The following is a 26,753-nucleotide window of genomic DNA, read 5'->3' on the forward strand; positions in this document are numbered from 1 at the left end:
ACAGACGTGATCATCGCTGACAGAGTCAGCGATGATCACGCCGAGGTATCACAACACTCTCTGAGGCTCTGCGCTCTTCCGCGCCGGTCACCATCGGCGGCCGTCGGTACCTGGACGGCGGCGTCCGCGTCGGCGCCGCAGCGGATCTCGCTCTGAAATCCGACGCACTGGTGGTCATCGCGCCGATGGTCGGTGCCGTCGCGTCGATGAGTCTGCCGGTGCACACCGGTCTATCTTGTGACCGAGACGACGACTCATCGGGAGTAGGGCATGGGGCTCATCCACATCGAACTGTTCGCAACGCTCGACCTCGTCGCGCAGGCGCCCGGCGGCCCCGACGAGGATCCGGCGGGGTTCCCGTTCGGCGGCTGGCAGGCGCCCCTGCTGGACGACGTGTCCGCAGCGCAGGTCGGTGCCGCGTACGAGGGCACGGACGCTCTCCTGCTCGGCCGGCGGACGTACGACATCTTCGCCGCCTACTGGCCGCACCAGGAGGGCGGCCAGGACAACGAGATCGCCACGCTCTTCAACAGCATCCCGAAGTACGTGGCTTCCCGTGGCCGGCCCGACCTCTCCTGGGCCGGGTCCACGCAGCTGGGTCCGGATCTGGCCGGCGCGGTGCGCGAGATCCGTGACCGGCACGAGCACGTGAAGGTCGTCGGGAGTCTGAACCTCGTGCAGACCCTCCTGCGCGAGAAGCTCTTCGACCGTCTCGACCTCTGGGTGCACCCGATCGTGCTCGGCGTCGGGAAGAAGGTGTTCGACGGTGGCGCGGTGCCCACGAACGTCACACTCCTCGAACCGCCGGCAGCGAGTCCGACGGGCACCGTGTACCTGCGCTACGGGCTCGCCGACGGCACACCCGGGACGGGAGACATGAGCGCGCCCGATCGCGGTACCGGGCGCGACGACTGACGACGCGTCGGCCATGATGCCGCGCAGCGGAGCACGACTTCCGGGCCCAGACCATCCAGCTGGTGACGTACTTCCAGCACCAGACCCAGTCCGAGGAGGGTGCGGCGGTCAAGTACAACGACCTCACCTTCGACGGCCCGGACAATGTGACCGTCACCCCGTGGGGAAGCCTCGTGCTCGCCGAGGACGGCTCGGGCGCCTCCCACGTGCTCAGCGCGATGCCCGGCGGCCCCACGTACGCGATCGCCCGCAACCAGCTCAACGACTCGGAGTTCTGCGGCCGACCTTCACCGCCGACGGCAAGGTGCTCTTCGTCAACATGCAGGACCCGGGCCTCACCCTGGCCATCACCGGCCCGTGGGAGAAGTACCTGGGCTGACCGAGCCAGACGGATCAGTGGGGGTCGGGCGATCCGCCCGGCCTCCACCGCGTCCGCGTCGCCCTGCGGCGCGGTGCCCGCCGGAACGGCCGAACCGGGGACGTGTCCGCGCGGCGCCGTCGATAATCCTCGCAGGATGCGGCGCCCGGGCCCGCCCGGTGCGGTCCGCCGCGCACCGGGCGGCCGGTGCCCGGGATGCGGCGGGAGGGCCGGGCATGACGACCGCAGGCGCCGCCGAACTGGTGCGCCGGCCGGACGGGTCGACCCGGGCCACGCTGCTGGAGCTGCTCTTCGACGTGGTCTTCGTGGCGTCCCTGGCCCTGACCTCGATGCTGCTGGCGCGGGCCGACACCTGGGCGAGCACCGCGCAGGTCCTGCTGATGCTCGCGGCGATCTGGTGGACTTGGTCGATCACCTCGACCACCACCGACTTCTACGAGCCCGAGCGGCGGCCGATCCAGGCGATCCTCATGGTGACCATGCTCGGCGCCGTCGGAATGGCGGTCGCGCTGCCGCTGGCCAGCGACAGACACGCCCTGATCTTCGCGGCCGCCTACGTGATCCCACATGTGGTGCGAGGGCTCGTGCTGGTCAGCGTGCTGCACCGACACCGGCACCGGCACCGGCACCTGCGCCGGGCTCAGCAACGGGCGGCCCGTTTCCTGTTCTGGTTCCTGGCCTCCGGAGTTCTCTGGATCACCGGCGCGCTGCTCGCTCCTTCGCGCTGGACGTGCTGGACCATCGCGGTGGTCATCGACTACGTCTCCGCCGCCGCGCGCTACCCCACGCCGGGGCTGGGCCGGGTGCCCGTCGAGCAGTACGAGAAGACCACCGAACACCTCGCCGAGCGGTACCAGCAGTTCATCATCCTGGCCCTCGGCGACATCATCCTGGTGCCCATCCTCGAGATCAGCGACGAGAAGTTCACCCCTGCCCGACTCGGCGCCTTCCTGGCCATCTTCGTCACCATGCTGCTGCTCTGGCAGATGTACGTCTTCGGGGCCGGCGTGTTGCGGCGGCCGGTGTCGGCCCGGGAACTGGGGGTGGCGGCCCGGCTGGGGCCGTACACCCACCTGGTGATGCTGGCGGGCATCGTCTGGACCGCGGCCGGCGCCGACCTGGTCGTCGCCGACCCGACCGGTCCGAGTTCCCTGCGCCGGGTCGCGCTGACCTTCGGCGGCCCGGCGGTGTTCCTGATCGGGCGGACCCTCTTCACCTACCTGATCGCCGGCCACCTGCCGCTGCACCGGGTGGGTTGGCTGGTGCTGCTGCCGCTGGTGCCGTGGGCGGTCCACTGGCCCCCGGTGCTGGTCACGGTCGTGGCGGTGGTGGTGCTGGCCGCAGTCGCGGCCGGCGACGCGCTGCGCCGGGAGCCGACGGCGTACCGGCGGCGGGCGGGGAGATGACCACGTCCCAGCTACCCCTGCTGAGCCGACCCCGCCATGCGCACAGTCGACCCGAGGTGCAGCCCAACCCAGTCGGCGAGATCCCGGGCGCAGGCGTCGACCGAGTCGCGCCAGGTCCGCGCCGCGCCGTCGCCCGCCTCGTCGCTGACCTGTTTGATGAGCCGGCAGGGCACGTCGGCCCGCGCGGCGGCCCAGGCCACGGCGTACCCCTCCATGTCGACCAGGTCGGCCCGCTGCGCCAGTCGGTCCCGCGCGCCGTCGTCGGCCACGAACGTGTCCCCGGTGGCCAGCACCGCGCCCTCGACGGCGAGGGTCAGCGGCGCGCCGTAGGTCTGCCCGGTGAGGGTGCGCAGCAGGTCGGTGTCCAGGTCGTGCTGGAGCACCGTGCCGATCTCGTGGATCCCCGTCCAGCCGGGGCGCAACGCTCCGGCCGTACCCAGGTTCAGCACCAGGGCGGGCCGCGGCCCGGACGCCAGCACGGCCGCCACCGCGCTCGCCGCGTTGACCTTGCCCATCCCGGTGAGCAGCACCGGCAGCTCCGGCGGGAGGTACCGGGCCTCCTCCTCGACGGCGAGCACCACCAGCGGTCGATCGGCTCGCACCACACCCCGAAGAATCACCGCAGCATCGTACGGGCCGTGCCGGACCCGGCTCAGGTGGGCTCGGAGCCGGCGCCCAGCCAACGTACAGCCGGGTCGCACCGCGCGTTCAGCAACGTCCGGCAGGCTGGGGTGCGACGAGCCACCGAGGAGTCCGGACGGGCCGTGGGCGGCCACCCGCGGCGACGGTGCCGCGGCTCCGGGCTGCCGACCGAGAGGTGACGAGGGTGTACGACGGGCAGGAGTTCCTCCGCGACGACCGCTGGTGCCTAAGCCGGCGCGCACTGCTGGCCGGAGCGGGCGCGGTTGGCGCCGCCGGGCTGTTGAGCGCGTGCGGCGCCGGCGACACCCCGGCCGGCGCGGCGGCGGCCACGGCGGGCACCGTGCTGGCCCGTACCGGTGACGTTCCGGTCGGCGGCGGCACGTTGGTCGGCGGCGTGCTGCTGGTCCAACCCACCGCGGGCACCTTCAAGGCGTACGACGCCACCTGCCCGCACCAGGGAGTGCGGATCGCCGCCCCCCGGGACGGGGTGAGCACCTGCCCGGCCCACAACTCCACGTTCGCCATCGCCGACGGCGCACGCCTCGGCGGACCGGCCACCCGCGGGCTCACCGAGATCGCCGTACGGGTCGACGGCACGGACATCGTCCGCGCCTGAACCAGCGGGTGCCGGGGTCAGTCCTCGACGAAGGTGTAGAGCACGAAGGTCTCGTCCGCTCCTTCAGTCCTTGCGGCCCACCCCGCCGAACGCGTCGATATCGGCCGGCGTGTCGACCGCATCGTCGGGTCGCCACTGCGGGCACGGCACGACGCCCGGCTCCACCAGGTGCAGGCCGTCGAAGAACCCGTCGATCTGGTCGGGCGAGCGCAGGGTGTAAGGCGCGGCTCCGGTGTCGTTGTAGTCGTCCTGCGCCTGCTGCATCTCGGGGCTGATCAGGCTGGTGCCGTCGTTGAGCGAGAGGTAGCTGCCGCTCGGCAGCGACGCCAGCAGTTGCCGCGTGATCGACCGGGCGGTGTCGTAGTCGGGTACGTGACCCATGACGCCGCTGAGGATGAGCCCGATCGGCTGCTGGAAGTCGAGCGTCCTGCCTGCCTTGGCGAGAACCGCGTGCGGGTCGTGCAGGTCGGCGTCGAGGTAGGCGGTTCCGCCCTGGGGCGTGCCGACCAGCAGGGCACGAGCGTGCACCAGCACCAGCGGGTCGTTGTCGACGTAGACGATCCGCGCGTCCGGCGCGATCCGCTGCGCCACCTCGTGGGTGTTGTTGGCCGTCGGCAATCCTGTGCCGACGTCGAGGAACTGGCGGACGCCCGCCTCGGCGGCGAGGAACGTGATCGACCGGATCAGGAACTGCCGGGACGCGCGGGCGACGTTGACGACGCCGGGGAAGACCCGTCGGTACTGGTCGCCGGCCTCGCGGTCGACCGCGAAGTTGTCCTTGCCGCCCAGCCAGTAGTTCCAGATCCGCGCCGAATGCGGCACCGACGTGTCGATCTTCTGCTGCGCCTGCGAGTTCATGGTCACGGCGAACCCCTCATGTCGGCTGCGTATCCGGTCGCGGAACCGCCCGACCGGGGGAAGGTGGCCGTCCGCGACCGTGCCACGGTATAGAAGTCAGGGAATCCGCGCCACCGCCCGACCAGTCCGCGGCCCCGTCACCGGAATGCCGCCGAAACCGCCGCCAACCTCATGATCGAAGCGCCGGGGACGTAAGCGGATTGCAAGATCTGCGGGGGCGCCGTTGGGCGTCGCCGCTGGTTAGGGTGGGTCCCGGGAGGTGGGCGGTGGCGCAGCGGGTGCTCGTGGTGGACGACGACCGGACCGTCAGCGACGTGGTCTGCCGCTACCTGGAGCACGCCGGCTACGAGGTGAGCCACGTCGGGGACGGGCTGGCCGCGCTGGACGCGGTGCGGGACAGCGCGCCGCACCTGGTGGTGCTCGATTTGATGCTGCCCGGGTTGGACGGGTTGCAGGTGTGCCGGCGGCTGCGGGAGCGGCCGGACGGCGTACCCATCATCATGCTGACCGCCCGCGGCGACGAGGCCGACCGGGTGCTCGGCCTGCAACTGGGCGCGGACGACTACCTGGGCAAGCCGTTCTCACCGCGCGAGTTGGTGCTGCGGGTCGGTTCGGTGCTGCGCCGGGCCGGGGAGCCGACCGGGTCTCCGGCCGAGCTGCTGCTCGACGCGGGGCTGGAGGTGGCCACCGGGCCCCGGATCGCCCGGCTGCACGGTCGCGAGCTGGCCCTGACGCTGCGCGAGTTCGACCTGCTGGCGCACCTGATGCGGCATCCGACGCGGGCGTTTCGCCGCACCGAGCTGCTGGAGCGGGTGTGGGGCTGGAACTTCGGCGACCAGTCGACGGTGACCGTCCACGTGCGACGGCTGCGGGAGAAGATCGAGGACGACCCGGCCGAGCCGCGACGCATCGTCACGGTCTGGGGCGTGGGCTACCGGTACGAGCCGTCCGATGCGTGACCTGGCGCTGATCTTCGGGATGTCGCTGGCCGCGGCGTTCGGTGTCGGCCTGGCCGGCGCGCTGACCCTGCGGCTGCTGCGCGCCCGGTCCATCACCGTGCACGTGTGCGTGCTGCTCACGGTCACCGTGGCGGCGGTGGTGGCCGGGGTGGTGGTGGTCGCCCAGGCGATGTTCCTGTCCCCGCACGACCTGCAGGTCGTGCTGCTCACCGTGGCCGCCGCGGCGGTGGTGAGTCTCGCCGTCAGCTGGTACTTCGGGCGACGGCTCGCCACCGCCGCGGTCTGGGCGGACCAGGCGCGCGAACGGGAGCGGCGGATCGAGAAGGGCCGGCGGGACCTGGTCGCCTGGGTCTCGCACGATCTGCGGACGCCGCTGGCCGGGCTGCGGGCGATGGCCGAGGCGCTGGAGGATCGGGTGGTCGACGACCCGGCCACCGTGGCCGAGTACCACCGGCGGATCCGGGCGCAGACCGACCGGATGACGCGCCTCGTGGACGACCTGTTCGAGCTGTCCCGGATCAACGCGGGTGCGCTGAAGCTGTCCCTGTCGGCGGTGCCGCTCGGCGAGGTGGTCTCCGACGCGCTGGCCGGCACCGCGCCGCTGGCCGAGGCCCGGCGGATCCGGCTGGTGGCCGCCGAGTCGGGTTGGCCCACCGTGCTGGCCAGCGAGCCCGAGCTGGCCCGGGTGGTGGGTAACCTGCTGCTCAACGCCGTGCGTTACACCCCGAGCGACGGCACCGTGCGGGTGGACGCCGGGTGCGAGAGCGATGCCGCGTGGCTGGCGGTCGCCGACACCTGCGGCGGCATCCCCGAGCACGACCTGCCCCGGCTGTTCGACGTGGCGTTCCGGGGCGAGCCGGCGCGGACGCCGGGCAGCGCCGGGGAAGGCTCCGGCGGGCTGGGCCTGGCGATCGTCCGAGGGCTGGTCGAGGCGCACGGCGGCCGGGTGGACGTCCACAACGTCGCCGGCGGCTGCCGCTTCGTGGTCCGCCTCCACGCCGCCTGACCGACGTTCACCCGGCCGGCGGCAGCGGTCTGCGGGCCGGCGGCGGCTCTCCTCGGCGGACGGAAAGGGTGCCGATCGGATCACAGCCCGACGGCTGGTCGACGGTCAGCTCGCCGAACCAGCGTCGGCCCCACCGGAACAGCTCCCGTACGGCCAGGCCGGCGGCGCCGGCGACCGGGTGCACGGCGTACGCGTCGAGCCGGGCCCAGCGGAACGGCGGGCCGAGCCGGAGCCGGCCGGCCGGGTACGCGGCGGCCACCCGGGCGTGGCCCTGCCAGAGCCCGGCGCCGGGCGGCTCCAGCTCCACCAGCACCGTGCCGCCGGGCGCGAGCAGCGTCCGGCACCGGCGCAGCAGTGCCACCGGGTCGCCGCCGATGCCGATGTTGCCGTCGATCAGCACCGCGTGCGCCCACCGGCCCTCGCCGGGCAACGCGTCGAACAGGTCGCGGTGCAGGGCCACGGCGCCCCGGGCCCGGGTCATCCGCACGGCGTGCGCCGAGACGTCCACGCCGACCGCGGTCAACCCGGCTCGGGTCAGCGCCACGGTGAGCCGGCCCGGCCCGCAGCCGAGATCCAGCGTCGGTCCGGCGCAGCGGGCCACCACCGCGCCGACGGCCGGCTCGGCCCGGCCGTGCCAGCGGCCCACCGGCAGCCGGCTGCGCACCCCGTCGCCGTGCACCAGCCACCGGCCGCCCGCCGCCCGGTCGACCAGGGCGGCGGCGAAACCGTCCGGCCCGGCGGCGTGAACTGACGAGCCATCGCACCCACCGCCGCGAGCCGGTACCGCGGGCATCGGAACGCCGGCCGCCGTATCGGCCGACACGCCGACCGCCGTGTCGACCGGGTTCACCGCCGGTCCCCCGGGACCAGAGCGAGCCGGACCGCGGCGACCTGCCGGGCGAACCGGCCCTCGGGCACCTCGACGGCCACGGCGAGGGCGTCCGGCCACTCGTCGACGTCGCGCAGCACCGGCAGCGGCGCCGTACGCAGCCCCCGCCCGGTCAGCGCCGCCCAGGTGTCGCGGCCGGTGTCCGGCGTCGACATCGGCACCCCGCGCAGCAGGTCCGCGTGCCGGGCGTCGCGCAGCCCCAGCGACCACCAGCCGCCATCGACGGCCCGGCCGAGCACCGCGTCCGTGGTGCCGAGCCGGCGTACGGCATCGGCCAGCCCTGCCGCGGTCACCTGCGGGGTGTCCATGCCGATCTGGAGCACCGGCCGACCCGGGTACGCCGCCGCCACCTCGGCGTACGCGGTGGCGAGCCGCTCACCGAGCCCGGTGCCCCGCTGGGTCAGCACGGGCCAGCCGGCCAGCGCGGTGATCAGGTCGGCCGCTTCCGCACCCTCGTGCAGCCGGCCCGCGCAGGCCAGCACCGGGGTCACCCCGGGGGTGGCGCGTACCGCGTCCAGGGTGTCGCGCAGCGCGGCGGCGGCGATCCGGGCGGCCTGCCCCGGAGTGGCCGGCGGGCACAGCCGGGTCTTCACGGCACCCGGCACGGGTGCCTTGGCCACCACCAGCAGGACGGTCACCGGGGGCCGTCCACGGTGCGCAGCACGCCGGCGAAGTCGCGGGTGGCGCGCAGCGTGCCGCGCACCGAGCCGGACACCTTGGAGCGGGTGCCGGCGGCCCGTGGCGCGTAGGTCACGTCCAGTTCGTGGATGCGCCAGCCGGCGGCGGCCGCCCGGATCAGCAGTTCCAGCGGATAGCCGAAGGCCCGGTCGGTGACGCCGAGGGCGAGCAGCGCGTCGCGGCGGGCCACCCGGATCGGGCTGAGGTCGCGCAGCGGTACGCCCCGACGGCGCAGCAGCGCCGCGACCAGGGCCGTGCCGGCGCGGGCGTGCCACGGCCACACCCCGGCGCCGACCGGGCGGCGCCGACCGACGCTGAGGTCGGCCGACCCGTTCGCCACGGGGGCGACCAGGGCGGGCAGTTCGGTCGGGTCGAAGGAGCCGTCGGCGTCCAGGACGCAGACCAGTTCGGCGTCGGCGGCCTCGACACCGGTGTGCACGGCCGCGCCGTAGCCGCGCCGGGGCTCGTGCACCACGCGAGCGCCGTGCCGGGCGGCGACCTCCGGCGAACCGTCACGCGATCCGTTGTCCACCACGATCGCCCGGTAGCCGGGCGGCAGGGCGGCGAGTACGCCGGGCAGCGCGGCCGCCTCGTCCAGGCAGGGCAGCACCACGTCGATCAGGGTCGGCATACCGCCGACGCTAGGGTCGGATCGGGCCGGCCGAGGCCGGAATGTGCTTACCGAACCCTTACCACCGACGCACTTCTTACCGTACGGTGACGGGCCGCCGATTCCGCCACGGCGAGGCCGGCTGTGGCCGTACCGTCGCGTGGTCATGACCTCGACCACCGCTCCCCCCGCCGCGCCCGGACGAGCCCCGACCCGCCGCTCCCGGGCCGACCTGCTGATCCTCGTCCTGGAGGGGGCGCTGCTGGTCGCGGCGGTGCTCGTCGGCGCGCTGCTCAACGCCCGCGACGCCGGCCTGCACGCCGACGCCGCCCCGCTGTTCGCCACCTGGCGGCCGCACCTGGGCTGGGGCAGCCCGGCCGCCGTGCTGGTCGCGGTGGGGGTGATCGGCTGGGGGGTGCGGTGGGCGCGCACTGCCCGCTGGGGCGTCCTGCTAGTCGCGGCGTGGCTGACGGCGGTGGCCTGGACGCTGTCGCTGGCGCTGGTGGACGGCGTGTCGGAGGGCCTGACCCGGCGGCTGACCCCGCAGGCGGAGTACCTGCACGAGGTGCCCCGGATCACCGACATCCCGGCGATGCTGGCCGGGTTCACCGACCGGATCCTGGACTTCCAACCGGGCGCCTGGTCCACGCACACCGCCGGGCATCCGCCGGGCGCCCTGCTGCTCTTCGTCTGGCTGGACCGGATCGGCCTCGGCGGGGGCACCGCCGCAGCGCTGGCCTGCGTCCTGCTCGGGGCCACGGTGGCGGTGTCCGTACCGGTGACCCTGCGGGCGCTCGGCGCCGCCGACGCCGCCCGCGCGGTGATCCCATTCCTGGTGCTGCTGCCCGGCGCGGTCTGGGTGGGCGCCTCCGCCGACGGCATCTTCGCCGGTGTGGTCGCCGCCGGCCTGGCTCTGCTGGCGGTCCGCGGTCGGGTCGCCGCGGCGGCCGGCGGTGCGCTGCTCGGCTTCGCGCTGCATCTGTCGTACGGGTTCCTGCTGGTCGGTCTGCTGGCACTGGCCGTGCTCGCCCTGCGCCGCACGCACCGGTGGGGCGCCCTGCTCGCCGCGTCCGCCGGGGTGGCCGCCGTGACGGCGGTCTTCGTGCTGGCCGGTTTCCGTTGGTGGGACGGGTACCGGTTGGTGGTCGAGCGCTACTACCAGGGCTGGGCGGCGGACCGCCCGTACGGCTACTGGGTGTGGGCGAACCTGGCCGCCCTGCTGCTCTCCGCCGGGCCGGTGCTCGGCCCGGCGCTGCGCCGGGTGGTGCGCACCGCCGGGTCCGAACTGCGCCATGCGCTGGCGGCGACCGCAGGCCGCGCCGCCGTACCGCCGGCCGGCCCGGCGCACGGCGGCCCGCGCTTCGGTCCGGCCGCCGCCGCGCGCGGGTGGAGGCCGGCCGGCCGGCTGGTCGGGTCTGCGGCAGCGGCGGTACGGGCGGCGGGGCCCACCGTGCTGTTACCGCTGGCCGCCGCGGTGGCGGTCGTCGGCGCGGACCTGTCCGGGCTGAGCAAGGCCGAGGTGGAACGGATCTGGCTGCCGTTCACGGTCTGGCTGCTGGTCGCCGCCGCCCGGCTGCCGGTGGGGTCGCGCCGCTGGTGGTTGGCCGGGCAGGCGGCCACCGCCCTGGCGGTCAACCACCTGCTCTGGACGGTCTCGTAGCGGCCATGCGAGTGCCGGTGCGTCGGCGAGCAGGTGTCCGAAGGGCACCGCGACGACGGCTACTGCCTCGCGCCGGGGACGAGGACCATCGCCGATCCGGGGAGCGTCGTCACGACGCGGCGGGTGCCGCGGTGCGGGTCGACGACGATGAGCTCGGTGGTGGTGGCGGTCCAGCGCTGCAGGACGACGCCGTCGGCCACCACGCCTCGACACAGCTCCCGCCGATCATCGCCGGCGGAGCTCATCTCGATCCTGGCGGTGGAGGCGCCCGACGCCACGTCCACACCCAGCAGCGCGACGGACGGTGACACCAGCATGCCCTCGGGGCGGCCGGTGGGCACCAAGTCGGGGCGGCCGACCTCCATCCAGATGCTCGGCGGGCTCCCGCCGGCGTGCCACAGCGCCACGAGCGGACCCACCATCTCACCCGGCTTCGTCTGGCCGGGGGCGACCACTGGCAGCGTCCGGTTCGTGCCGGTGAGCACATCCGTCAGCGTGATACCCAGCTCCTTCGGCCCGGATGGATCCACCCATGGATTCCCGTCGAACACCGCCAGCTCCCGGCCGGCGACGAACGCCACCTCGGTGGCCACCCTGGGCGTACGCACCTCGAGCCGGCGTGTCACGCCGCCGGGCAGTGTCATGGTTTCGAAGGTCCGGCCGTCCGCGCTCGGTTCGGCGAGCAGCAACGAGCGGGCGTCGGTCGACCAAAGCCATGGCATGTACCCGTCCGCGACCTCGTACTCCGCCACGCCCGACAGGTCCCGCACCCGCCAATGGCCATTCCGCTCGGCGGCCAACCAGCGCCCGTCTGGCGACAGCGACAGGTTCAGGGGCCCGGTATCCGGGGGCGTGCGCCCGACGCGGACATGCTCACCCGACCGGGTCACCAGATAGACATCCTGCTGGTCGAAGGTGCGACTGGTGGGGTCCAGGCTGTCCGCGTCGATCCTCTGGTGGTACAGCAACGCCCCCCGACCCACCCCACGGTCCGTCGGCAGGTCGGCCACGTGGCTCGGTGGCCTCAGCTGGGCCGGCAGGTCGGCGAAGACCTCCTCGGTGCCGGCGTTGGCGGGCCGCAGTGGTCGCGTTCGCTCCTCGGGCCGGACGCGCCAGGCGACCACGCCCGCCACCACCAACACGATGATCGTGACGCCCGCCGCCGCGACCCTCCGCCACCGCCGCGCCACCGGTGGCGGCACCGACTCCGGCGGCTCCGTGGATGACCGCATCGCAGTGCCCCCGCTCCGGGCGCCCACCGCCCAGGCACAGCGAAGCGGAGGCCACCAGCCGGGTCAACGAGCTCACTCAATCCGTCACGCGACCTAGACCGGATCGAGATCACGAAGGGTGTCTCCCGGGAGCAATGCGACTACGCCCACGGCCCGGTCGCAACCCGGAGGGCGTCGCTGCCGGCCACCGGTCGAGACTCTGGGGCATGGAGTTCCTGTGCTACCACCGCGATCGGCCCCGCTCCATGACCCTGCGTGAACAGTTGCTCGAAGAGCACTGGTCCTACATGGACCGGTACGCGGCCGATATGATCGCTCGCGGCCCGACCCTCGCCAACGACGGTGACACTCCCACCGGCAGCCTGCACATCGTCGACGTGCCCGATCCCACGGCCGCCCGCGCGTTCGCCTTCGACGAGCCCAACTATCAGGCCGGCGCCTACCGGGACGTGCTGCTGCGGCGGTGGCGCAACACCCTGGGACGCACCATGTGGGAATTCCCCGACGGGCAGAACGGCGGCAACCGGTTCCTGGTGCTGGGTCTCGGCGCGGGAGAGGCCATCGACCTTCCCTTGCCGCCCGACCGGGACAGGCTGATCGCGTACGGGCCGCTGCTGTCGGATGACGGCACCGTCTGGCTGGGCACTGCGGCACTGGTGCAGGCGCCCGAACCGGACACGGCACGCGCCATCCTGACCGCTGACCGGTACGACGACATCGAGGTGCACCCTTGGCGGTTCGGCGGACGGCCGTCATAACCCGCTGCCGCTGCGGCGTCGTCGCCGGGAGGGCGCACAGCGTCCCGGCCAGCCGGAGAGGCGGACCCCGCAGCCGTCAGCTGTCCTCGTACCTCCGGGCAGCCGTGCATCCGTCGCCCTTCGCCGAGTGGTCAGCCGGCGAGCGCGGCCGGCGCCCGCAGCGGGTCGGTGGCGAAGCCGGCCACCCCGTCGGCGAAACCGACCCGGGCGGTGTAGCCGAGCAGTTCCGCGGCCCGGCGCGGGTCGGCCACCACGTGCCGCACGTCGGCCGCGCGGGCGCCTCCCACGACCTGCGGCGCCGGCCCGCCCATCGCCTCGGCGAGGGTGACCGCCAGTTCCCCGACGGTGTGCGGCTCGCCGGAGCAGACGTTGACCGGGACCAGGTCCATCGGCGCCGGGGTGGTCAGGGCCAGCAGGTTCGCCCGCGCCACGTCGGTGACGTGCACGAAATCGCGCCGCTGCCGGCCGTCCTCCAGCACCCGGGGCGGCCGGCCGGCGGCCAGCGCGGAACGGAAGATCGAAGCCACCCCCGCGTACGGGGTGTCCCGGGGCATCCGGGGGCCGTACACGTTGTGGTAGCGCAACGCCCAGACGCCGCCGCCGGTCTGCCGGGCCCACGCGGCGGCCAGGTGTTCCTGGGCCAGCTTGGTCGCCGCGTACGTGCTGCGCGGCTCCAGGGGCGCGTCCTCGGGCACCAGCAGCGGGTCGAGGCCAAGGCCGCAGCGCGGGCAGGTCGGGTCGTACCGGCCGGCCGCCACGTCCTCGGTCCGCCGGGGCGCGGGGCGTACGGTGCCGTCGACGGGGCAGGCGTAGCGCCCCTCGCCGTAGACCACCATCGAGCTGGCGAGCACCAGCCGGGCGACGCCGGCGCGGTGCATGGCCGCCAGCAGCACCGCCGTGCCGTAGTCGTTGTGCGTGACGTAGTCGGGGCCGTCGGAGGGGTCCAGGCCGTGCCCCACCATCGCCGCCTGGTGGCACACCGCGTCCACCCCGCCCAGCAGTCGGTCCAGCAGCGCGCCGTCGCGGACGTCGCCGTGGACCACGTCGTGCCGCCGCGACCAGACCGGCAGGTCGTCCCCGCCGTGGGCCTGGGGCAGCAGCGCGTCCAGCGCCACCACCTCGTGCCCCTCGTCGACCAGCAGGTCGGCGACCTGCGATCCGATGAACCCGGCCGCGCCGGTGACCAGTACCCGCATTCGGGTCACGGTAGGACGGACCGGGTGCCCGGCGGGCCGGTTCGCCGGACCCGTAAGGACTTCACAACAGCTCGGCGGGGTGCGGCGGGCCGGTAAGCGTTCGGTAATGCGGCAAAGCAGTCCGGGCCGTACCGGCACGTTCTAGCCTGCCCCCAGTGCAGCCGCCGCCGTCGCCCGCCCGCCCGGCGCGGCGCTCGATGGCGAGAGGAAGGAGCAACGGTGTCCCCCAGCAGGCCCGGTCCGAGCACCGGCGAGGCCGACGCGCCAGTGCCGGGCCCGGTGGACTACGCCGCGCCGCGCCGGTTCTGGCGCGCCCTGGACCGGCACCGGCCGCCCGGCGTGGACGCGCTGGACCGCAGCTGGCGCAGTCCGCTGCGCGGCCCCTGGCTCACCGCCGTGTACGGGTCGGCGCTGCTGGTCGCGCTGCCCCTGGTGATCGTCACCGGACTGCTCGACTACGCCGCCTACGGTCCCCGGTTCGGCCAGGCGTTCCCGACCGACGTGGGCTGGCTGCGACTGCCGATCTTCGACTGGCCGACCCGACCGTCCTGGCTGTTCCGGGTGACCCAGGGTCTGCACGTCACCCTCGGGATCGTGCTCATCCCGGTGGTGCTGGGCAAGCTCTGGTCGGTCATCCCGAAGCTCTTCGACTGGCCGCCGGCCCGCTCGCTGGCCCAGGTGCTGGAGCGGCTCACCCTGCTGCTGCTGGTCGGCGGCATCCTCTTCCAGATCGCCACCGGGCTGCTCAACATCCAGTACGCGTACCTGTTCGGCTTCGACTTCTACACCGCGCACTACTTCGGCGCCTGGATCTTCACGGCCGCGTTCCTGGCACACGTGGTGCTCAAGCTGCCCCGGCTGGTGTCGGCGCTGCGGTCGCGACCGGTCGGCGCGGAGCTGCGTACCCCGGCCGCCGCGACCCGACCCGAGCCGCCCGACCCGGACGACCTGGTCGCCGGCCGGCCCGGACCGCCGACAATGAGCCGGCGCGGCGCGGTCGGCCTGGTCGGCGGCGGGACGCTGCTGCTGGCGGCGCTGACGATCGGGCAGAGCCTGGACGGCCCGCTGCGCCACACCGCCCTGCTGCTGCCCCGGGGACGGGAGCCGGGGTCGGGGCCGAACGGTTTCGTGGTCAACCGCACCGTCGCCGCCGCCGGGGTGCGTCCCGAGGAGACCGGGGCCGGCTGGCGGCTGACCCTGCGCGGCGGCGGGCGGACGGTGACGCTGGACCGGCCGGGGCTGCTGGCGATGGCGCAGCACACCGCCGCCTTGCCGATCGCCTGCGTGGAGGGCTGGTCCACCCTGCAGACCTGGACCGGCGTACGGCTGCGGGACCTGGCCGCCCTGGTCGGCGCGGACGACCCGGACGGCACGCGGGTGACCTCGCTGGAGAAGGCCGGGCTGTTCCGCCAGGCGACCCTGCAGGCCAACCAGGTCCTCGACCCCGACTCGCTGCTGGCGCTGCGGGTCAACGGCGCCGACCTCTCCCCCGACCACGGCTACCCGGCGCGGGTCATCGTCCCGGCGCTGCCCGGGGTGCACTGCACCAAGTGGGTGACCGAGATCGACTTCGGGGGCCGGGGCGATGGGTGAGCTGACGGGTCGGTTGCGCGCCGGCTACGGCGCCGGTCCGCGGCACCTGTTCGTGGTGACGGTCGCCTTCGTCCTCACCGGCTGGGTGGCGCTGCGGCTGGCCGGGGAGGCGACCGCCGGCCGGATGCTGCTCTGGTTCGTCGGCGCGGTCGTGGCGCACGACCTGGTGCTCTTCCCGGTGTACGCGGCCGCCGACCGGGCGCTGGGCGCGATCGTGCGACCCCGTGCGGGCCGCCGGGTCGCGCTGCTCAACCACGTCCGGGTGCCGGCGCTCGCCAGCGCGCTGCTCTTCCTGATCTTCTCCCCCGGAATCCTGCGGCTGGGCGAGACCACCCACCTCGCGGCCACCGGGCTGGACCAGCGGCCGTACCTGGCCCGATGGCTGCTGTTGACCGCGGCGCTGTTCCTGCTTAGCGCCGCGACCTACGCTCTGCGCCGCCTGGCGTCCCGCTCGGGGCGTCAGGCTTCGCGGCAGCGCTCGGAGAGGGCGTAGCGGAGCAGCACCACGTCACCGATCTGCCGGACCCCGGCGACCCGGGCCCGCCGGCCCGGGTGCCAGGGGAAGCGGCCCTCCCCCACGAACCGGGGCGCCCGGCCGTCGCCGACGAAGAACGGAGCCACCACCAGGTGCAGCTCGTCGGCGAGGCCGGCGGTGAGGAACTGGGCGTGCACCGTCCCACCGCCCTCCACCATCAGCCGTCGTACGCCCCGCGCGGCCAGGTCGCCGAGCATCCACCCCGGATCGACCGGCTCGCCGGCGTCCACCACGGTGGCGAGTCGTCCGAGCAGTTCGCGGGTCTTCTCCACCGCGGTCGAGGCGCAGTAGACGAGCCGGACCGGCTCGCCGGCCGTGAAGAACCGGGCGGTCGGGTCGAGGTCGCCGCGGGCGGTCAGGGTGACCTTGGCGGGCGAGGCGGGCAGCCCGCGGGCCACCCGCTCCGCCCGGCGAACCGCCGAGCGCACCAGCAGCCGAGGGTCGTCGCGCCGAACCGTCTCGGCGCCGACCAGGATCGCGTCGCAGCTGGCCCGGACCGCGTCGATCCGGTCCAGGTCCTCCGCGTTGGACAGCAGCAGCCGTTGGTCCGAGGCGTCGTCGATGTACCCGTCGATCGACGCGGCGCAGCTCAGCAGCACGTACGGCCGCGCCGGCGGGCCGTTCACGGCACGACCGGTAGGTCGGGGACACGGCCGACCGGGGCATCCTGCGCCTGCGTCCGCGCCGCCTTGGCGGCCTTCGCGGCCAGGTAGTCGGCGTTGGCCGGGGAGAGGTAGACGCCGGTGGGAACCCGCTCGGCCACCGCCACGCCGAGCCGGGTCAGCTGCTCGGCCTTGTCCGGATTGCTGCTGAGCAGCCGGATCCGGGGCACGCCCAGGGTGGCCAGCATCTGCGCGGCGACGGTGTAGTCGCGCTCGTCCTCGCCCCGGCCCAGCGCCAGGTTGGCCTGGTAGGTGTCCAGGCCGGCCTCCTGCAACGCGTACGCGTCGAGCTTGGCGTACAGGCCGATGCCGCGGCCCTCCTGACGCAGGTAGAGCAGGAACCCGCCGGCGTCGGCGATGCGCTGCACGGCCTCGCGCAGCTGCGGCCCGCAGTCGCAACGCTGGCTGCCGAACACGTCGCCGGTCAGGCACTCGCTGTGCGGGCGGACCAGCGGCGCCGCGCCGCCGGCGGCGAGCCGGTCCAGCGCGCCGGCCCAGTCACCGAGGCCGAGGGCGAGGTGTTCCCGGCCGTCCACCAGCCCCTTGAACGAGAAGACCCGGGCGGTGGCGGCGTACCCGTCGGGGAACTCCAGCGGCACCGTGACCTGCGTGCGGACCGTGGCGACCGGCAGTGTTTCGCGCATGGGGCTCCTTCGTCCGGCGCCACCGCCGTCCGGCGACGCGCACGTCTTCCAGTTCGCTCAACGTCCATGGTGGCGGGTGACTTCCCGACCGGCGGCGGGAACCCGGATCCGCCGGGCGACCAGGACGGCGGCGCCGGGCAGGCTGGCCGCCAGCACCAGCGCTCCGTACACCGTGGCCGCGGCGACGCCCTCGGCGGCGCTGAGCCCGGCCGCGCCGAAGGCCCACGCGGCCACCCCCTCGCGCGGCCCGAAGCCGGCCACGTTCAGCGGCAGCCCCATGGCGAGCAGGGCCAGCAGGGTCAGCGGCAGCAACCGGGACAGCGGGGCGTCGGAGCCGGCGGTGCGCGCGGCCACCAGGAAGGTGGCCAGGTGACCGACGACCATCACGGCGGACGCGAGCAGCACGCCGAACCAGGTCCGCCGGGCCAGCAGGCCGGCCCGGACGTCGTCCACGGCGGTGCGCAGCGCGCGCGCCCACCGGGACCGGCCGGCCCGGGGCAGGAGTCGGGCCAGCAGGACGGCAGCCAGCCCGCAGCCGGCCAGCAGCGCGGCGGCGAGCGGCAGGTACGGCCGCACCGGGGAGGGGAAGGCCGCGAGCACCACCACGGCGAGGGCCACCTGGACCACCTGGCCGGCGGTGCGCTCCCACACCACCGCGCGGATGCCCCGGCCGACGTCGCCGGCGTCCCGGCCGTGGCGCACCGCGCGGTGCACGTCGCCGAGCACCCCGCCGGGCAGCGTGGCGTTGAGGAACACCGCGCGGTAGCAGTGCGCCACCGCCGTCGCCAGCGGCAGCCGGACGCCCAGGCCGCCGGCGACCAGGCTCCACCGCCAGGCCCCGCAGACCGTGGTGAGCACGCCGATGAGCAGCGCCGCGGCCAGCGCCGGTGCGTCGATCAGCCGCACTCCGGCGAGGAACGGCCCGCCGCCCACCTGCCAAAGCAGGGCGGCCAGCAGACCGACCCCGCCCACGATCCGTGCCCAGGCCCAGAACATCCGCGCCGTTCCTCCCTGAGATCGTCTCTTGCCCTGATGCACGTATACCGGGCCCGTGCAGTTCATCCGCCGGCGAGCAGGTCCCGGTGCTCGACCAGCACGCCGAGGCGACCGGCCGCCGCGTCGGCGAGTCGGCGCCGCGCGTACGCGTCGGCCGGGCCGGCCAGCTCGGGGCGCTGCTCGCAGGCCGCGCCGAGCCAGCCGCGGAACCACTCGGCGGCCAGCTCGGCCTGCTGCGGGCCGAGCCGCCACGGGGTGGGCCGCTCCCGCACCCGCACGCCCCGCCGGGTGAACGCGGCCACGGTGGCGGCGACGGCGTCCGGGCCGAGCAGGCGCCGGCCGTCGACGGTGCGTCGCTGGTGGTCGTTGAACGCGGCCTCGACCTCGGCGTCCAGCGGGTCGACCGGGGTGAGCCGCACCCGCCCGGTCACCGAGATCGCGAACAGCGTCGGGCAACCGGCGCCGGCGCAGGCCGTCACCAGCCGCTCGACCTCCTCGGCGGTGAGCATGTCCAGCAGGGCGGATGCGGTGACCAGGGCGCCGCCGGCCAGGTCGGTGCCGGTCAGCCGGGTGATGTCGGTGTGGCGGGTGGTCACCGTGACCGGCGCGCCGTCGGCGGCGGTGGCGTCGGCCAGCTGAGCGGCGGCCCGGGCCAGCAGGTCGGCGTCGCGGTCGTAGAGCACCCAGTGCTGCGGGCCGGGCAGGCGTGCGGCCAGCCACCGACCCATCGAGCCGGTGCCGCTGCCCAGGTCGTGGATCACCGCGGGGGCGCCGCCGGTCGGTCGGTGGTGGAGCAGCTCCACCAGGTCCTCGGCGCGGGCGTCGGCGTCGGCGGGCTCGCGCAGCCGCAGCCAGTCGGCGAACGGCAGGGTCGCCTCGGCGCTCACCGGGCCACCTCCGCCAACGCGGCGGCCACCAGCCCGGTGGTCACCGACCAGTCCGTGAGGGTGTCCCGCCGGGCGTGGGCGGCGCGGCGCAGCCGGGCCCGCAGCTCACCGTCGCCCAGCCAGCCCCGCAGCGCCCCGGCCAGGGCGACCGGGTCGTCCGGTGGCACCAGCAGCCCCGGCCGGTCGCCGTCGGGGGCCCGGCCGAGCGCCTCCGGCAGGCCACCGACGTCGGTGCCGAGCACCGGCAGGCCCCGGGCCAGCGCCTCGGTGACGACCATGCCGTACGTCTCGCCGCGTGACGGCAGCACCAGCAGGTCGGCGGCGGCGTACGCGGCGTCCAGCGACGCGCCGGTCCGCGGGCCGGTCAGCCGCACCCGGTCGGTGAGGCCCGCGTCGGCGAGTCGCCCGCGCAGCTCGCCGACCAGCTCCGGCTCCCGGGTGAGCGTGCCGACGCAGACGCAGGTCCAGGGCAGCGCCGCCAGGGTGGAGAGCGCGTCGACCAACAGGTCGTGTCCCTTGTGTCGGGTGACCGCGGCGACGCAGAGCAGCCGGGTGCCGGCGGGCGACCCGGGGACCGGCGGCGCGGGTCGCACCCCCGGCGGGGCGGCCCACACCCGGTCGGCGGGCAGCGGATGACGGGCCAGCAGCCGGTGACGGGTCCACTCGCTGGTGGCGAGCACGGCCCGGGCGCTGGTCAGCGCGCGGCCCTCGGCGTCGTCGTCCAGCGGCAGGTGCACGAGGACCACCAGGCGCAGCCGGGCGGCGTGTGCGGCCAGCAGGTCCGGCACGGTGGAGCCGATCAGGCCGTCGAGCAGCACGACGCTGTCGTCCGGCGTGCCGGCGAGCACCCCGGCCAGCGCGGCCCGGGCCGCCCGGCCCGGGCGCGGCCATTCGCCGGGCACCGGATGCTCCCGGACCGACCAGCCCAGCTCGGCGAGGCCCCGACAGATCCGCCGGTCGTAGTGGTTGCCGCCGCTGGGTGCGGCCGGGTCGTCGATGTCGCCGGGCAGGACGACGTGCACCGCGCGCCCGCGTACCGCCGGCCGGTCGACCGCCACCGCCCCGCCCGCCCAGGTCACAGGGACCGCTCGTAGCTGGCCCAGGCGACGTGTGACTCGTGCAACGTGACGGTGATCCCGGCCAGGCCGCGCGCCCCCGCGCCCAGGTCGCCGGCGTGCACCCGCTCGGCCAGCCGGTCGGCGACGGTGCGGGCCAGCACCTCGGTGGTGGTGTTCACCCCGGCGAAGGCCGCCTCGTCGTCGAGGTTGCGGTAGGTCAGCTCGCCGAGCACGGCACGCAGCTGCTCGGTGGCCCGGCCGATGTCGACCACGATGCCGTCGGCGTCCAGGTCGGGCCGGCGGAACGTCGCGTCCACCACGAAGGTGGCGCCGTGCAGGCGCTGGGCCGGGCCGAACACCTCCCCCCGGAAGCTGTGGGCGATCATCATGTGGTCCCGAACGGTCACGCTGAACACGGATCACTCCCGGTCGTAGGTGATGAGGTGGCAGAGCGCGGGCAGGTCACCCGCGGTCAGTCGGGCGAGCACGTCGGGCAGTTCGTCGAACCGGGACGCGCCGGTGATCAGCGCGTCGAAGACGGGATCGTCGAGCAGGTCCAGCGCGAGGGCCAGCCGGTCGGTGAAGCTGCGCCGGCCCCGCCGCGCGGGTGCGACGGCGCCGACCTGGCTGCTGCGCACGGTGAGCCGTCCGGAGTGGAACGCCCCGCCGAGCGAGACCTGCACCGGGCGGTCGCCGTACCAGCTCAGCTCGATCACCGTGCCCTCGGTCGCGAGCAGATCCAGCGAGCGTTGCAGGCCGGCGCCGGTGGCGCTGGCGTGCACCACCAGGTCCCGGTCGCCAGCGGCGTCCTCCGGTCGGGCGAAGTCGACGCCGAGCGCGCCCGCTACCCCGGCCCGACGCGGGTCGACGTCGACCAACTCGACGTGCACGCCGGGGAACCGGGCGAGCAGAGCGGCGACGCAGCAGCCCACCATGCCGGCGCCCACCACGCTGACCCGGTCACCGACCAGCGGCGCCGCGTCCCAGAGCGCGTTGACGGCGGTCTCCACCGTGCCGGCCAGCACCGCCCGCGCGGCCGGCACCCCGTCCGGCACCGGCACCACGGCGGTGGCCGGGACGACGTACGCGCTCTGGTGCGGGTACAGGCAGAAGACGGTACGGCCGAGCAGCTCCGGCGGGCCCTGCTCGACCTCGCCGACGCTGAGGTAGCCGTACTTCACCGGGGCCGGGAAGTCGCCCTCCTGAAAGGGTGCGCGCATCGCGGCGTACTGGTCCGGCGGCACCCGGCCGGCGAAGACCAGCGTCTCGGTGCCCCGGCTGACCCCCGAGTAGCGCGTCCGGACCAGCACCTCGTCCGGGCCCGGCGCGGGCAGCGACACCGGCCGGATCTCGGCGGCGCCGGGCTCCCGCAGCCAGCAGGCGTACGCCTCGCGGATCACCGTGCCGCACCTCACCTCTGCTCCCGGCCGAACCGAACGGCCGCCTCCTGGGTTCCCTGTCGGGGCCGTCGATCATAAACACGGAGGTACGGTGCCCACGGTTCGAAGTGGTCGCTCGACCCGGATGCGCTGGGACCTCGTCCTGGGCGGCCGGGCGACGGCACTGTGACCGAACTGGTGGCGTGGTGACCACCGTCCGCTCGTTCCGTTGGACCGATCGACGGCAGTAGGGTGCGTCGGTGGAGGATCTGAACCGCCTGTTCCGTCTGGCCGCCGACCACGCGGCCGACTACCGGCTGTCGTTGCCGGACCGGCCGGTCGGCGTGCCGATCGACCACGCCGCGTTGGCCGACGCCTTCTCCGGACCGCTGCCCACCACCCCCTGCCCACCGCAGCAGGTGCTGGCCGACCTGCTCGCCGCCGCCGAGCCCGGCCTCGTCGCCAGCGCCGGCCCGCGATACTTCGGGTTCGTCGTTGGAGGCGCGTTGCCGGCGGCGACCGCGGCCGACATCCTCGCCGCCGGTTGGGACCAGCTCGCGTTCAACGCCGTCGCCTCGCCAGCGGCCATGGCCGCCGAGGCAGCCGCTGGCACCTGGCTCAAGCAGCTCCTGCGGATCCCGGCGGCGGCGTCCGTCGGCTTCGTGACGGGTTGCCAGGCGGCCAACACCGCCGGGCTCGCCGCCGCCCGGCACCAGGTGCTCGCGGAGGCGGGTTGGGACGTGGAACGGCGCGGGCTGGTCGGCGCACCGCCGATCCGGGTGATCGCCGGGGAGGAGCGCCACGGGACCATCGACCGGTCGCTGCGTCTGCTCGGCCTCGGAACGGACGCGGTGCAGCCGGTGCGGGCCGGGTCGAACGGCGCCATCGACCTCGGTTCGCTGCGGGAGGCTCTCCGAGCCGGCCCCCCGGGCCCGACCATCGTGTGCCTCCAGTCCGGCAACGTCAACACCGGCGCCTGCGACGAGCTCCGGGAGGCGTGCGAGCTGGTCCACCGGCACGGCGGGTGGGTGCATGTGGACGGGGCGTTCGGGCTGTGGGCCGCTGCCAGCCCCACCACCCGCCACCTCGTCGACGGGCTGGAACTGGCCGACTCGTGGGCCTGTGACGGTCACAAGTGGCTGAACCTTCCGTACGACTCGGCCTTCGCCTTCTGCGCCCGGCCCGACATCCACGCGGCGGCGCTGTCGTACGCCGCCGCGTATCTGGTCGGTTCCGGCGGCGTACCGGTCGGAGCGGACCTCACCGCGGAGTCCTCCCGCCGCGCCCGTGGTTTCGCGGTGTGGGCCGGCCTGCGGGAGCTGGGCAGCGACGGGGTCGCCGCGCTGGTCGACCGCTGCTGTGCGCTCGCCCGCCGGTTCGCCGAGGGTCTGACCGCCGCCAATTTCGAGGTGGCGAACGAGGTGGTCCTCAACCAGGTGCTGGTCGGCTTCGGCGACGACGCGCGCACCGACCAGGTGGTGGCCGCGGTACAGGCCGACGGCACCTGCTGGGCGGGCGGTACGACGTGGCGCGGACGGCGACTGATGCGGATCTCGGTGTCGAACGCCACCACGACCGAGGCGGACGTGGACCGGTCGGTGGCCGCGATCATCCGCCTCGCCGCGTAACGTCGGCCACGCCGACGCAACACGACCATCCGCGGGCAGGAGGCCCCCATGCGTCCCATTCGCGTCATCACCAACCTCCGCGTGCCTGACGTCGAGGAAGCGAAGACGTTCTACACCGACTACCTCGGGCTGGGCACCGAGGAGTTCAACCTGGGTTGGGTGGCTCGCTACACCTCTCCCGACACCGGGGCGAACGTCCAGCTCGTGTCGCGCGACGCGACCGCACCGGAGGATTCGGTGATCTCCGTTCAGGTCGACGACGTGGACGGCGCCTACGCGGAAGCTCAGAAACTCGGTTACGAGATCGTGCATCCGCTGACGACGGAGCCGTGGGGTGTGCGCCGGTTCTTCGTCCGGGCACCGGACGGCAACGTGATCAACATCGTGGCCCATGTGGCGTGACCGGCGGCGCGGCGGACGCCGTGCCGATGTCGACGGTCCTCCATGATCGACCGTTCGGCGACTAGGATCTGCGCCATTCGACCCACCGGCACCAACCGCGTGAAGGGATCACCGCGATGGCGAAGGTCATCTCCACCCTGTTCATCTCGGCCGACGGCGTGGCCGAAATCGACCCCGACTGGCACTTCCCGTACTTCGACGAGAACATGGGCCGCGCCGTCACCGAGGATTACGACACCGCAGACGTGCTGCTCATCGGCCGCGTGACCTACGACAGTTTCGCCGGAGCGTGGCCCGAGCGCGAGGCGGCGGGTGGGGACGACGCGCCGTTCGCCAAGCAGCTCGGGGACATGCGCAAGGTGGTCGTCTCCCGCCAGCCGCTGGAGTTCTCCTGGCGCAACTCGGAGCTGATCAAGGGCGACCTCGTTGACGCCGTGGCCGCGCTCAAGGACGACGCCGACGTCAGCGGCATCCTGATTCCCGGCTCGATCTCCGTGGTGCAGCAGCTGCTCGCCGCGGGGCTGGTCGACGAGCTGCGCCTGCTGGTGCACCCGGTGGCGGCGCGTAAGGGCCGCAGGCTGTTCGACGACGGCGACACGCCGTACCACCTGAAGGTGACGGCGACGGAGGCGTTTCCGACCGGTGTGCTCCGCGTCATCTACGCGCCGACCGAGGCACCTGGCAAGGTCGGCTACGACGAGGTCAAGGACCAGGGCCCCGGCGAGAGGTAGGGACGATCCACTGCGCGGGTCGGCGCCAGCGGTAGTGCCTACGCAGACTCGGCGGCGGCATCGAGGTCGCCACCGAGGGAGTCCGGGGCACGCATGCGCCACGCGTCGGTGACGAGTTCCCGCAGACGATCGACGTCCACCTGCGCGAGCCGCACCATGACCAGCGGCAGCCCGTCGTACGCGGGCGTGGTGAAGAAGACGGCGGGCTCGCCGAGGAGCAACGCCTGCTTCTCCGCCTCGTCGCCGACGTACAGGACCGCGACGTCGGTGCGGATGACGCGCGACGTGCCGGGCCTGCGCTCGGGGTAGGACCAGACGAAACCCTTGTCGGCGACCCGGAAGTCGAAGCCGTCACTGCGGATCTCGACCACGTGCGGCAGCGCGAGGGCGAGGCGACGGACATCGTCGGCGTCAGCCATCGAGCGTGCTCCCGGACATCGCCTCTTCCATACGCAGAGGCTAACCGCCAGCGGAGCGACCTCCCCTGTCCCCCGGGGCACCGCGACCGTCGACGTTCAGCCAGCGGCCAGAACCTCGCGAAGCCTCGCGGCGAACTCCTCGGGCTTGCCCGCGTAACCGAACTCACCGCCGAGGAAGCCGCCGTGATGGCTCGGAAACACCGTGACCTGCTGGCCGAGCAGGGCCGCGGTGCCGATGGCCGTACGCGCCGTGTACGTCTGCCCCGACTCCTCGCCGACCGCGATCACGATTCGTGTCGGCGCGGCGGCAAGCTGGGCCGGGTCGGGGCGGTAGTCGGTGACCGCCCAGGAGTTCTTCGACAGCAGCGGATCGTCGCGGGTGCCGTCGTCCTCGGTGGGCAGGCCGAACGTCGCCGGGTCGGGGGTGGGCCGGGCGAAGTACTCGTCGGTGAACTCGCCCTGCCAGGACGTCATGGCGATGAACGCGGCCATACCCGCGCCCGCGCCGTTGGCCTCGTACGCCTCGTTGAAGGCGGCTCGGGCGCGCTCGGCGTTGGCGGCGTCGGGGAGCACGGCGTTGATCGGCGGCTCGTGCGCCACCAGCGTGCGGACGTCGTCGGGGTGGGTCGCGACCAGTTCGAGCGCGGTCACCGCACCGCCGCTGCTCGCGAACATCTCCACCGGGCCAGCACCCAGCGCCTCGATCAACAGGTGCAGGTCGGCAGCCTGCTGCTGCGGCGTGTTGTCCGACCGGCCGTCGGTGCGCCTGCTGCGGCCCAGGCCACGTGGGTCGTAGGTGACGACCGTGCGGTCCGGGAAGTTGGCGGCGAGCGCGGTGAAGCCCTCCGCCGTCATCGGCTGGGCGACCATGAGCAGAGGCGGCCGGCCGTCCTCCGGTGGGAGCGGGCCGCGTACGTCGTAGACCAGGTCGACGCCGGGCAGGGTCAGCGTGTGTGTCCGTGTCGTCGTCATGACGCTGAGACTACGAGGCGGGTGGGACAGCCGACGAGACCTGACGCTGCCGGTGGCGCACGTGTCCGAGCGTCGCGGGTGGTCGGCGCTCGGCCGGGCCGCAGACGACGACCGACGCGCCACGCGGCCGGTACGTCCGAACCGCCGATCACCCCGCCGCGTCGGCTCGATGGAGTTCGGCAGCCAACCGCGACGAGTCGTGGCGGTCCTCAACCCCCTGCACAAGGATCAGCTCACCGGTGAGGTGCCTGGTCCGCAAGGGCTTGATCTTCTGGTATTCGCCGGAGTGGTACCAGCCGTGGGCCTTGGTCAGGTCGGGAAACTGGACGATCACCAGATCGCCCGGCCAGTCGCCTTCCAGCACGTCGACCGCTCCGCCGTGGACCAGGAACCGGCCACCGAAGGGGGCGAGGGTGCCCTGGATGCGCGCCAGGTACTCCAGCACGTCGGGGTGGATGGGTCCCTTGCGCAGGTGGGCGAGAGCGTACGCGGTCATCGGTCCTCCCCGGCGACCCGGTCCAGGAAGCCCAGAACCTGAGTCAGTCGTCCGTTGTCGTCGATCACTGCGACGTCAAAGCCGACGATCTGTGCCTCGCCGTCCTGCGGCCCGAGCGCCCATGTGAAGCGCACCTGGTTGTGGTGGCCGTCGACCGGGCCGGCCAACCGGAACATCATGCCGGGGAACTGACTCTGCACCGCGGCGATCGTCGCGTCGATCGCGGCCCGGCCCTCGGCGACGGCCAGCGGATCCACGTAGCGGCCCTCGGGTGCCCACAGGTCGTCGATGTCCTTGCGTCGCCTCGCCGGTTCGGTCTCATTCCAGATCGCGATGTACCGCTCGGCCAGCTGATCGAATGCCGCAGCCATGGAACTCTCCTCGTCCACCGGAAATGGGGCAGGTTGTCGCTGGAGAGAGGATCTCCGGTGCCGGGGGGCATGTCGATGACGTCGCAGGTAATGGTCCTCGCTGCCATGCGGCACCTAGACGAGTAAGTCCTAACTCAGGACGGGGCTGCGGACGCAGCGAAGGGTGTTGATGATCC

The 26,753-nt window shown here is 74.1% G+C and carries 30 protein-coding genes and 1 pseudogene; 13 read left to right on the forward strand and 18 right to left on the reverse strand.

Annotated features, from left to right (window positions below; genetic code table 11):
• The first annotated feature begins 270 nt into the window (after positions 1-270).
• The 3 genes and pseudogenes from ACFOW4_RS20550 (at position 271) to ACFOW4_RS20560 (ending at position 2,700) form a co-directional block, all read left to right on the forward strand.
• The gene (locus ACFOW4_RS20550) at positions 271-915 is read left to right on the forward strand and encodes a dihydrofolate reductase family protein (protein WP_377530105.1); all 645 of its coding nucleotides are present in this window, start codon (positions 271-273) and stop codon (positions 913-915) included.
• Between the two features lie 62 nt (positions 916-977).
• A pseudogene (locus tag ACFOW4_RS20555) lies at positions 978-1,112 on the forward strand (hypothetical protein); the annotation flags it as partial.
• A 397-nt stretch (positions 1,113-1,509) separates the two neighbouring features.
• On the forward strand, positions 1,510-2,700 hold the full coding sequence (locus ACFOW4_RS20560; RefSeq protein WP_377530107.1) for a low temperature requirement protein A: 1,191 nt from the start codon (positions 1,510-1,512) through the stop codon (positions 2,698-2,700).
• Positions 2,701-2,711: 11 nt separating this feature from the next.
• Here the strand turns inward: ACFOW4_RS20560 and ACFOW4_RS20565 are convergent, their stop codons facing one another.
• Complete coding sequence (locus ACFOW4_RS20565) at positions 2,712-3,320, reverse strand: nucleosidase (RefSeq protein ID WP_377530108.1); 609 nt, start codon at positions 3,318-3,320, stop codon at positions 2,712-2,714.
• A 206-nt stretch (positions 3,321-3,526) separates the two neighbouring features.
• On the opposite strand from ACFOW4_RS20565, the gene ACFOW4_RS20570 reads away from it, so the two are divergent.
• Positions 3,527-3,958, forward strand: a complete 432-nt coding sequence (locus tag ACFOW4_RS20570; protein WP_377530110.1) for a Rieske (2Fe-2S) protein — start codon at positions 3,527-3,529, stop codon at positions 3,956-3,958.
• A 63-nt stretch (positions 3,959-4,021) separates the two neighbouring features.
• Here ACFOW4_RS20570 and ACFOW4_RS20575 read toward each other — a convergent pair whose 3' ends face one another.
• On the reverse strand, positions 4,022-4,816 hold the full coding sequence (locus ACFOW4_RS20575; RefSeq protein ID WP_377530160.1) for an SAM-dependent methyltransferase: 795 nt from the start codon (positions 4,814-4,816) through the stop codon (positions 4,022-4,024).
• Positions 4,817-5,082: 266 nt separating this feature from the next.
• Between ACFOW4_RS20575 and ACFOW4_RS20580 the strand changes: the two genes are divergently transcribed.
• Together ACFOW4_RS20580 and ACFOW4_RS20585 are read left to right on the forward strand one after the other, a co-directional pair.
• Positions 5,083-5,775 (forward strand): response regulator transcription factor, encoded by a 693-nt coding sequence (locus ACFOW4_RS20580; protein WP_377530111.1) that lies wholly within the window; start codon positions 5,083-5,085, stop codon positions 5,773-5,775.
• Complete coding sequence (locus ACFOW4_RS20585) at positions 5,768-6,781, forward strand: sensor histidine kinase (RefSeq protein ID WP_377530114.1); 1,014 nt, start codon at positions 5,768-5,770, stop codon at positions 6,779-6,781. Before ACFOW4_RS20580 ends, ACFOW4_RS20585 begins: the two co-directional genes overlap by 8 nt.
• A 7-nt stretch (positions 6,782-6,788) precedes the next feature.
• Here the strand turns inward: ACFOW4_RS20585 and ACFOW4_RS20590 are convergent, their stop codons facing one another.
• From ACFOW4_RS20590 to ACFOW4_RS20600, 3 genes are read right to left on the reverse strand one after another with little or no spacing between them, the layout of a single operon-like run.
• Positions 6,789-7,574 (reverse strand): class I SAM-dependent methyltransferase, encoded by a 786-nt coding sequence (locus ACFOW4_RS20590; protein WP_377530163.1) that lies wholly within the window; start codon positions 7,572-7,574, stop codon positions 6,789-6,791.
• 53 nt (positions 7,575-7,627) lie between these two features.
• A complete protein-coding gene (locus ACFOW4_RS20595; RefSeq protein WP_377530115.1) occupies positions 7,628-8,308 on the reverse strand; it encodes a DUF2064 domain-containing protein in 681 nt (226 codons plus the stop codon).
• A complete protein-coding gene (locus ACFOW4_RS20600; RefSeq protein WP_377530118.1) occupies positions 8,305-8,979 on the reverse strand; it encodes a glycosyltransferase family 2 protein in 675 nt (224 codons plus the stop codon). The genes ACFOW4_RS20595 and ACFOW4_RS20600 overlap by 4 nt, the downstream gene beginning before the upstream one ends.
• 145 nt (positions 8,980-9,124) lie before the next feature.
• On the opposite strand from ACFOW4_RS20600, the gene ACFOW4_RS20605 reads away from it, so the two are divergent.
• Complete coding sequence (locus ACFOW4_RS20605) at positions 9,125-10,618, forward strand: hypothetical protein (protein ID WP_377530120.1); 1,494 nt, start codon at positions 9,125-9,127, stop codon at positions 10,616-10,618.
• 59 nt (positions 10,619-10,677) lie between these two features.
• On the opposite strand, the gene ACFOW4_RS20610 is transcribed toward ACFOW4_RS20605, so the two are convergent.
• The gene (locus tag ACFOW4_RS20610; protein ID WP_377530122.1) at positions 10,678-11,628 is read right to left on the reverse strand and encodes a hypothetical protein; all 951 of its coding nucleotides are present in this window, start codon (positions 11,626-11,628) and stop codon (positions 10,678-10,680) included.
• Between the two features lie 428 nt (positions 11,629-12,056).
• On the opposite strand from ACFOW4_RS20610, the gene ACFOW4_RS20615 reads away from it, so the two are divergent.
• Positions 12,057-12,608 carry a YciI family protein gene (locus ACFOW4_RS20615; RefSeq protein ID WP_377530125.1) on the forward strand — a complete coding sequence of 184 codons (552 nt, stop codon included), beginning with the start codon at positions 12,057-12,059 and terminating at the stop codon, positions 12,606-12,608.
• Between the two features lie 131 nt (positions 12,609-12,739).
• On the opposite strand, the gene ACFOW4_RS20620 is transcribed toward ACFOW4_RS20615, so the two are convergent.
• A complete protein-coding gene (locus ACFOW4_RS20620) occupies positions 12,740-13,804 on the reverse strand; it encodes an NAD-dependent epimerase/dehydratase family protein (protein ID WP_377530128.1) in 1,065 nt (354 codons plus the stop codon).
• 267 nt (positions 13,805-14,071) lie between these two features.
• Here ACFOW4_RS20620 and ACFOW4_RS20625 point away from each other — a divergent pair, with 267 nt between their 5' ends.
• Positions 14,072-15,397: a molybdopterin-dependent oxidoreductase gene (locus ACFOW4_RS20625; protein ID WP_377530166.1), complete on the forward strand. Its 1,326-nt coding sequence runs from the start codon at positions 14,072-14,074 to the stop codon at positions 15,395-15,397.
• Entirely contained in the window at positions 15,390-15,890 is a 501-nt protein-coding gene (locus ACFOW4_RS20630; protein ID WP_377530130.1) for a hypothetical protein, read from the forward strand. Before ACFOW4_RS20625 ends, ACFOW4_RS20630 begins: the two co-directional genes overlap by 8 nt.
• On the opposite strand, the gene ACFOW4_RS20635 is transcribed toward ACFOW4_RS20630, so the two are convergent.
• The 7 genes from ACFOW4_RS20635 to ACFOW4_RS20665 all read right to left on the reverse strand — a co-directional run bounded on the left by ACFOW4_RS20635 (position 15,857) and on the right by ACFOW4_RS20665 (position 21,579).
• Positions 15,857-16,558 (reverse strand): RibD family protein, encoded by a 702-nt coding sequence (locus ACFOW4_RS20635; protein ID WP_377530132.1) that lies wholly within the window; start codon positions 16,556-16,558, stop codon positions 15,857-15,859. The two genes, ACFOW4_RS20630 and ACFOW4_RS20635, sit on opposite strands and share 34 nt — an antisense overlap.
• Entirely contained in the window at positions 16,555-17,238 is a 684-nt protein-coding gene (gene ribA / locus ACFOW4_RS20640) for a GTP cyclohydrolase II (RefSeq protein WP_377530135.1), read from the reverse strand. Before ribA ends, ACFOW4_RS20635 begins: the two co-directional genes overlap by 4 nt.
• A gap of 57 nt (positions 17,239-17,295) precedes the next feature.
• Entirely contained in the window at positions 17,296-18,234 is a 939-nt protein-coding gene (locus tag ACFOW4_RS20645; protein WP_377530138.1) for a lysylphosphatidylglycerol synthase transmembrane domain-containing protein, read from the reverse strand.
• 62 nt (positions 18,235-18,296) lie between these two features.
• Positions 18,297-19,121, reverse strand: a complete 825-nt coding sequence (locus ACFOW4_RS20650; protein WP_377530140.1) for a methyltransferase domain-containing protein — start codon at positions 19,119-19,121, stop codon at positions 18,297-18,299.
• On the reverse strand, positions 19,118-20,200 hold the full coding sequence (locus ACFOW4_RS20655; protein WP_377530142.1) for a glycosyltransferase family 4 protein: 1,083 nt from the start codon (positions 20,198-20,200) through the stop codon (positions 19,118-19,120). The genes ACFOW4_RS20650 and ACFOW4_RS20655 overlap by 4 nt, the downstream gene beginning before the upstream one ends.
• Positions 20,197-20,595: a 6-pyruvoyl tetrahydropterin synthase family protein gene (locus ACFOW4_RS20660; RefSeq protein WP_377530144.1), complete on the reverse strand. Its 399-nt coding sequence runs from the start codon at positions 20,593-20,595 to the stop codon at positions 20,197-20,199. Before ACFOW4_RS20660 ends, ACFOW4_RS20655 begins: the two co-directional genes overlap by 4 nt.
• Positions 20,596-20,598: 3 nt before the next feature.
• Entirely contained in the window at positions 20,599-21,579 is a 981-nt protein-coding gene (locus tag ACFOW4_RS20665) for a dehydrogenase (protein WP_377530146.1), read from the reverse strand.
• Positions 21,580-21,818: 239 nt separating this feature from the next.
• Here ACFOW4_RS20665 and ACFOW4_RS20670 point away from each other — a divergent pair, with 239 nt between their 5' ends.
• The 3 genes from ACFOW4_RS20670 to ACFOW4_RS20680 all read left to right on the forward strand — a co-directional run bounded on the left by ACFOW4_RS20670 (position 21,819) and on the right by ACFOW4_RS20680 (position 24,319).
• Positions 21,819-23,186: a pyridoxal phosphate-dependent decarboxylase family protein gene (locus ACFOW4_RS20670; protein ID WP_377530147.1), complete on the forward strand. Its 1,368-nt coding sequence runs from the start codon at positions 21,819-21,821 to the stop codon at positions 23,184-23,186.
• A gap of 48 nt (positions 23,187-23,234) precedes the next feature.
• Complete coding sequence (locus ACFOW4_RS20675) at positions 23,235-23,588, forward strand: VOC family protein (protein ID WP_377530149.1); 354 nt, start codon at positions 23,235-23,237, stop codon at positions 23,586-23,588.
• 116 nt (positions 23,589-23,704) lie between these two features.
• Positions 23,705-24,319 (forward strand): dihydrofolate reductase family protein, encoded by a 615-nt coding sequence (locus ACFOW4_RS20680; RefSeq protein WP_377530151.1) that lies wholly within the window; start codon positions 23,705-23,707, stop codon positions 24,317-24,319.
• A 38-nt stretch (positions 24,320-24,357) separates the two neighbouring features.
• Here the strand turns inward: ACFOW4_RS20680 and ACFOW4_RS20685 are convergent, their stop codons facing one another.
• The 4 genes from ACFOW4_RS20685 to ACFOW4_RS20700 form a co-directional block, all read right to left on the reverse strand.
• Positions 24,358-24,738, reverse strand: coding sequence for an MmcQ/YjbR family DNA-binding protein (locus ACFOW4_RS20685; protein WP_377530153.1), 381 nt, complete (start codon positions 24,736-24,738; stop codon positions 24,358-24,360).
• Positions 24,739-24,834: 96 nt separating this feature from the next.
• Positions 24,835-25,710, reverse strand: a complete 876-nt coding sequence (locus ACFOW4_RS20690) for an alpha/beta fold hydrolase (RefSeq protein WP_377530155.1) — start codon at positions 25,708-25,710, stop codon at positions 24,835-24,837.
• A gap of 148 nt (positions 25,711-25,858) precedes the next feature.
• Positions 25,859-26,206 carry a DUF1330 domain-containing protein gene (locus ACFOW4_RS20695; RefSeq protein ID WP_377530157.1) on the reverse strand — a complete coding sequence of 116 codons (348 nt, stop codon included), beginning with the start codon at positions 26,204-26,206 and terminating at the stop codon, positions 25,859-25,861.
• Positions 26,203-26,577, reverse strand: coding sequence for a nuclear transport factor 2 family protein (locus tag ACFOW4_RS20700; protein WP_377530158.1), 375 nt, complete (start codon positions 26,575-26,577; stop codon positions 26,203-26,205). The genes ACFOW4_RS20695 and ACFOW4_RS20700 overlap by 4 nt, the downstream gene beginning before the upstream one ends.
• Positions 26,578-26,753 lie beyond the last annotated feature (176 nt).

It is taken from the genome of Micromonospora sp. GCM10011542 (assembly GCF_042650685.1).
Taxonomy (GTDB): Bacteria; Actinomycetota; Actinomycetes; order Mycobacteriales; family Micromonosporaceae; genus Micromonospora.

Excerpts from the sequence above, each read along its gene's own strand:
- ACFOW4_RS20560 (WP_377530107.1), top strand. The coding sequence starts at position 1,510 with ATGACGACCGCAGGCGCCGCCGAACTGGTGCGCCGGCCGGACGGGTCG.
- ACFOW4_RS20700 (WP_377530158.1), bottom strand. The coding sequence starts at position 26,577 with ATGGCTGCGGCATTCGATCAGCTGGCCGAGCGGTACATCGCGATCTGG.
- ACFOW4_RS20605 (WP_377530120.1), top strand. The coding sequence starts at position 9,125 with ATGACCTCGACCACCGCTCCCCCCGCCGCGCCCGGACGAGCCCCGACC.
- ACFOW4_RS20620 (WP_377530128.1), bottom strand. The coding sequence starts at position 13,804 with ATGCGGGTACTGGTCACCGGCGCGGCCGGGTTCATCGGATCGCAGGTC.
- ribA (WP_377530135.1), bottom strand. The coding sequence starts at position 17,238 with ATGCGCGAAACACTGCCGGTCGCCACGGTCCGCACGCAGGTCACGGTG.
- ACFOW4_RS20585 (WP_377530114.1), top strand. The coding sequence starts at position 5,768 with ATGCGTGACCTGGCGCTGATCTTCGGGATGTCGCTGGCCGCGGCGTTC.
- ACFOW4_RS20615 (WP_377530125.1), top strand. The coding sequence starts at position 12,057 with ATGGAGTTCCTGTGCTACCACCGCGATCGGCCCCGCTCCATGACCCTG.
- ACFOW4_RS20685 (WP_377530153.1), bottom strand. The coding sequence starts at position 24,738 with ATGGCTGACGCCGACGATGTCCGTCGCCTCGCCCTCGCGCTGCCGCAC.
- ACFOW4_RS20645 (WP_377530138.1), bottom strand. The coding sequence starts at position 18,234 with ATGTTCTGGGCCTGGGCACGGATCGTGGGCGGGGTCGGTCTGCTGGCC.
- ACFOW4_RS20675 (WP_377530149.1), top strand. The coding sequence starts at position 23,235 with ATGCGTCCCATTCGCGTCATCACCAACCTCCGCGTGCCTGACGTCGAG.
- ACFOW4_RS20575 (WP_377530160.1), bottom strand. The coding sequence starts at position 4,816 with ATGAACTCGCAGGCGCAGCAGAAGATCGACACGTCGGTGCCGCATTCG.
- ACFOW4_RS20690 (WP_377530155.1), bottom strand. The coding sequence starts at position 25,710 with ATGACGACGACACGGACACACACGCTGACCCTGCCCGGCGTCGACCTG.
- ACFOW4_RS20550 (WP_377530105.1), top strand. The coding sequence starts at position 271 with ATGGGGCTCATCCACATCGAACTGTTCGCAACGCTCGACCTCGTCGCG.
- ACFOW4_RS20600 (WP_377530118.1), bottom strand. The coding sequence starts at position 8,979 with ATGCCGACCCTGATCGACGTGGTGCTGCCCTGCCTGGACGAGGCGGCC.
- ACFOW4_RS20590 (WP_377530163.1), bottom strand. The coding sequence starts at position 7,574 with ATGCCCGCGGTACCGGCTCGCGGCGGTGGGTGCGATGGCTCGTCAGTT.
- ACFOW4_RS20630 (WP_377530130.1), top strand. The coding sequence starts at position 15,390 with ATGGGTGAGCTGACGGGTCGGTTGCGCGCCGGCTACGGCGCCGGTCCG.
- ACFOW4_RS20680 (WP_377530151.1), top strand. The coding sequence starts at position 23,705 with ATGGCGAAGGTCATCTCCACCCTGTTCATCTCGGCCGACGGCGTGGCC.
- ACFOW4_RS20695 (WP_377530157.1), bottom strand. The coding sequence starts at position 26,206 with ATGACCGCGTACGCTCTCGCCCACCTGCGCAAGGGACCCATCCACCCC.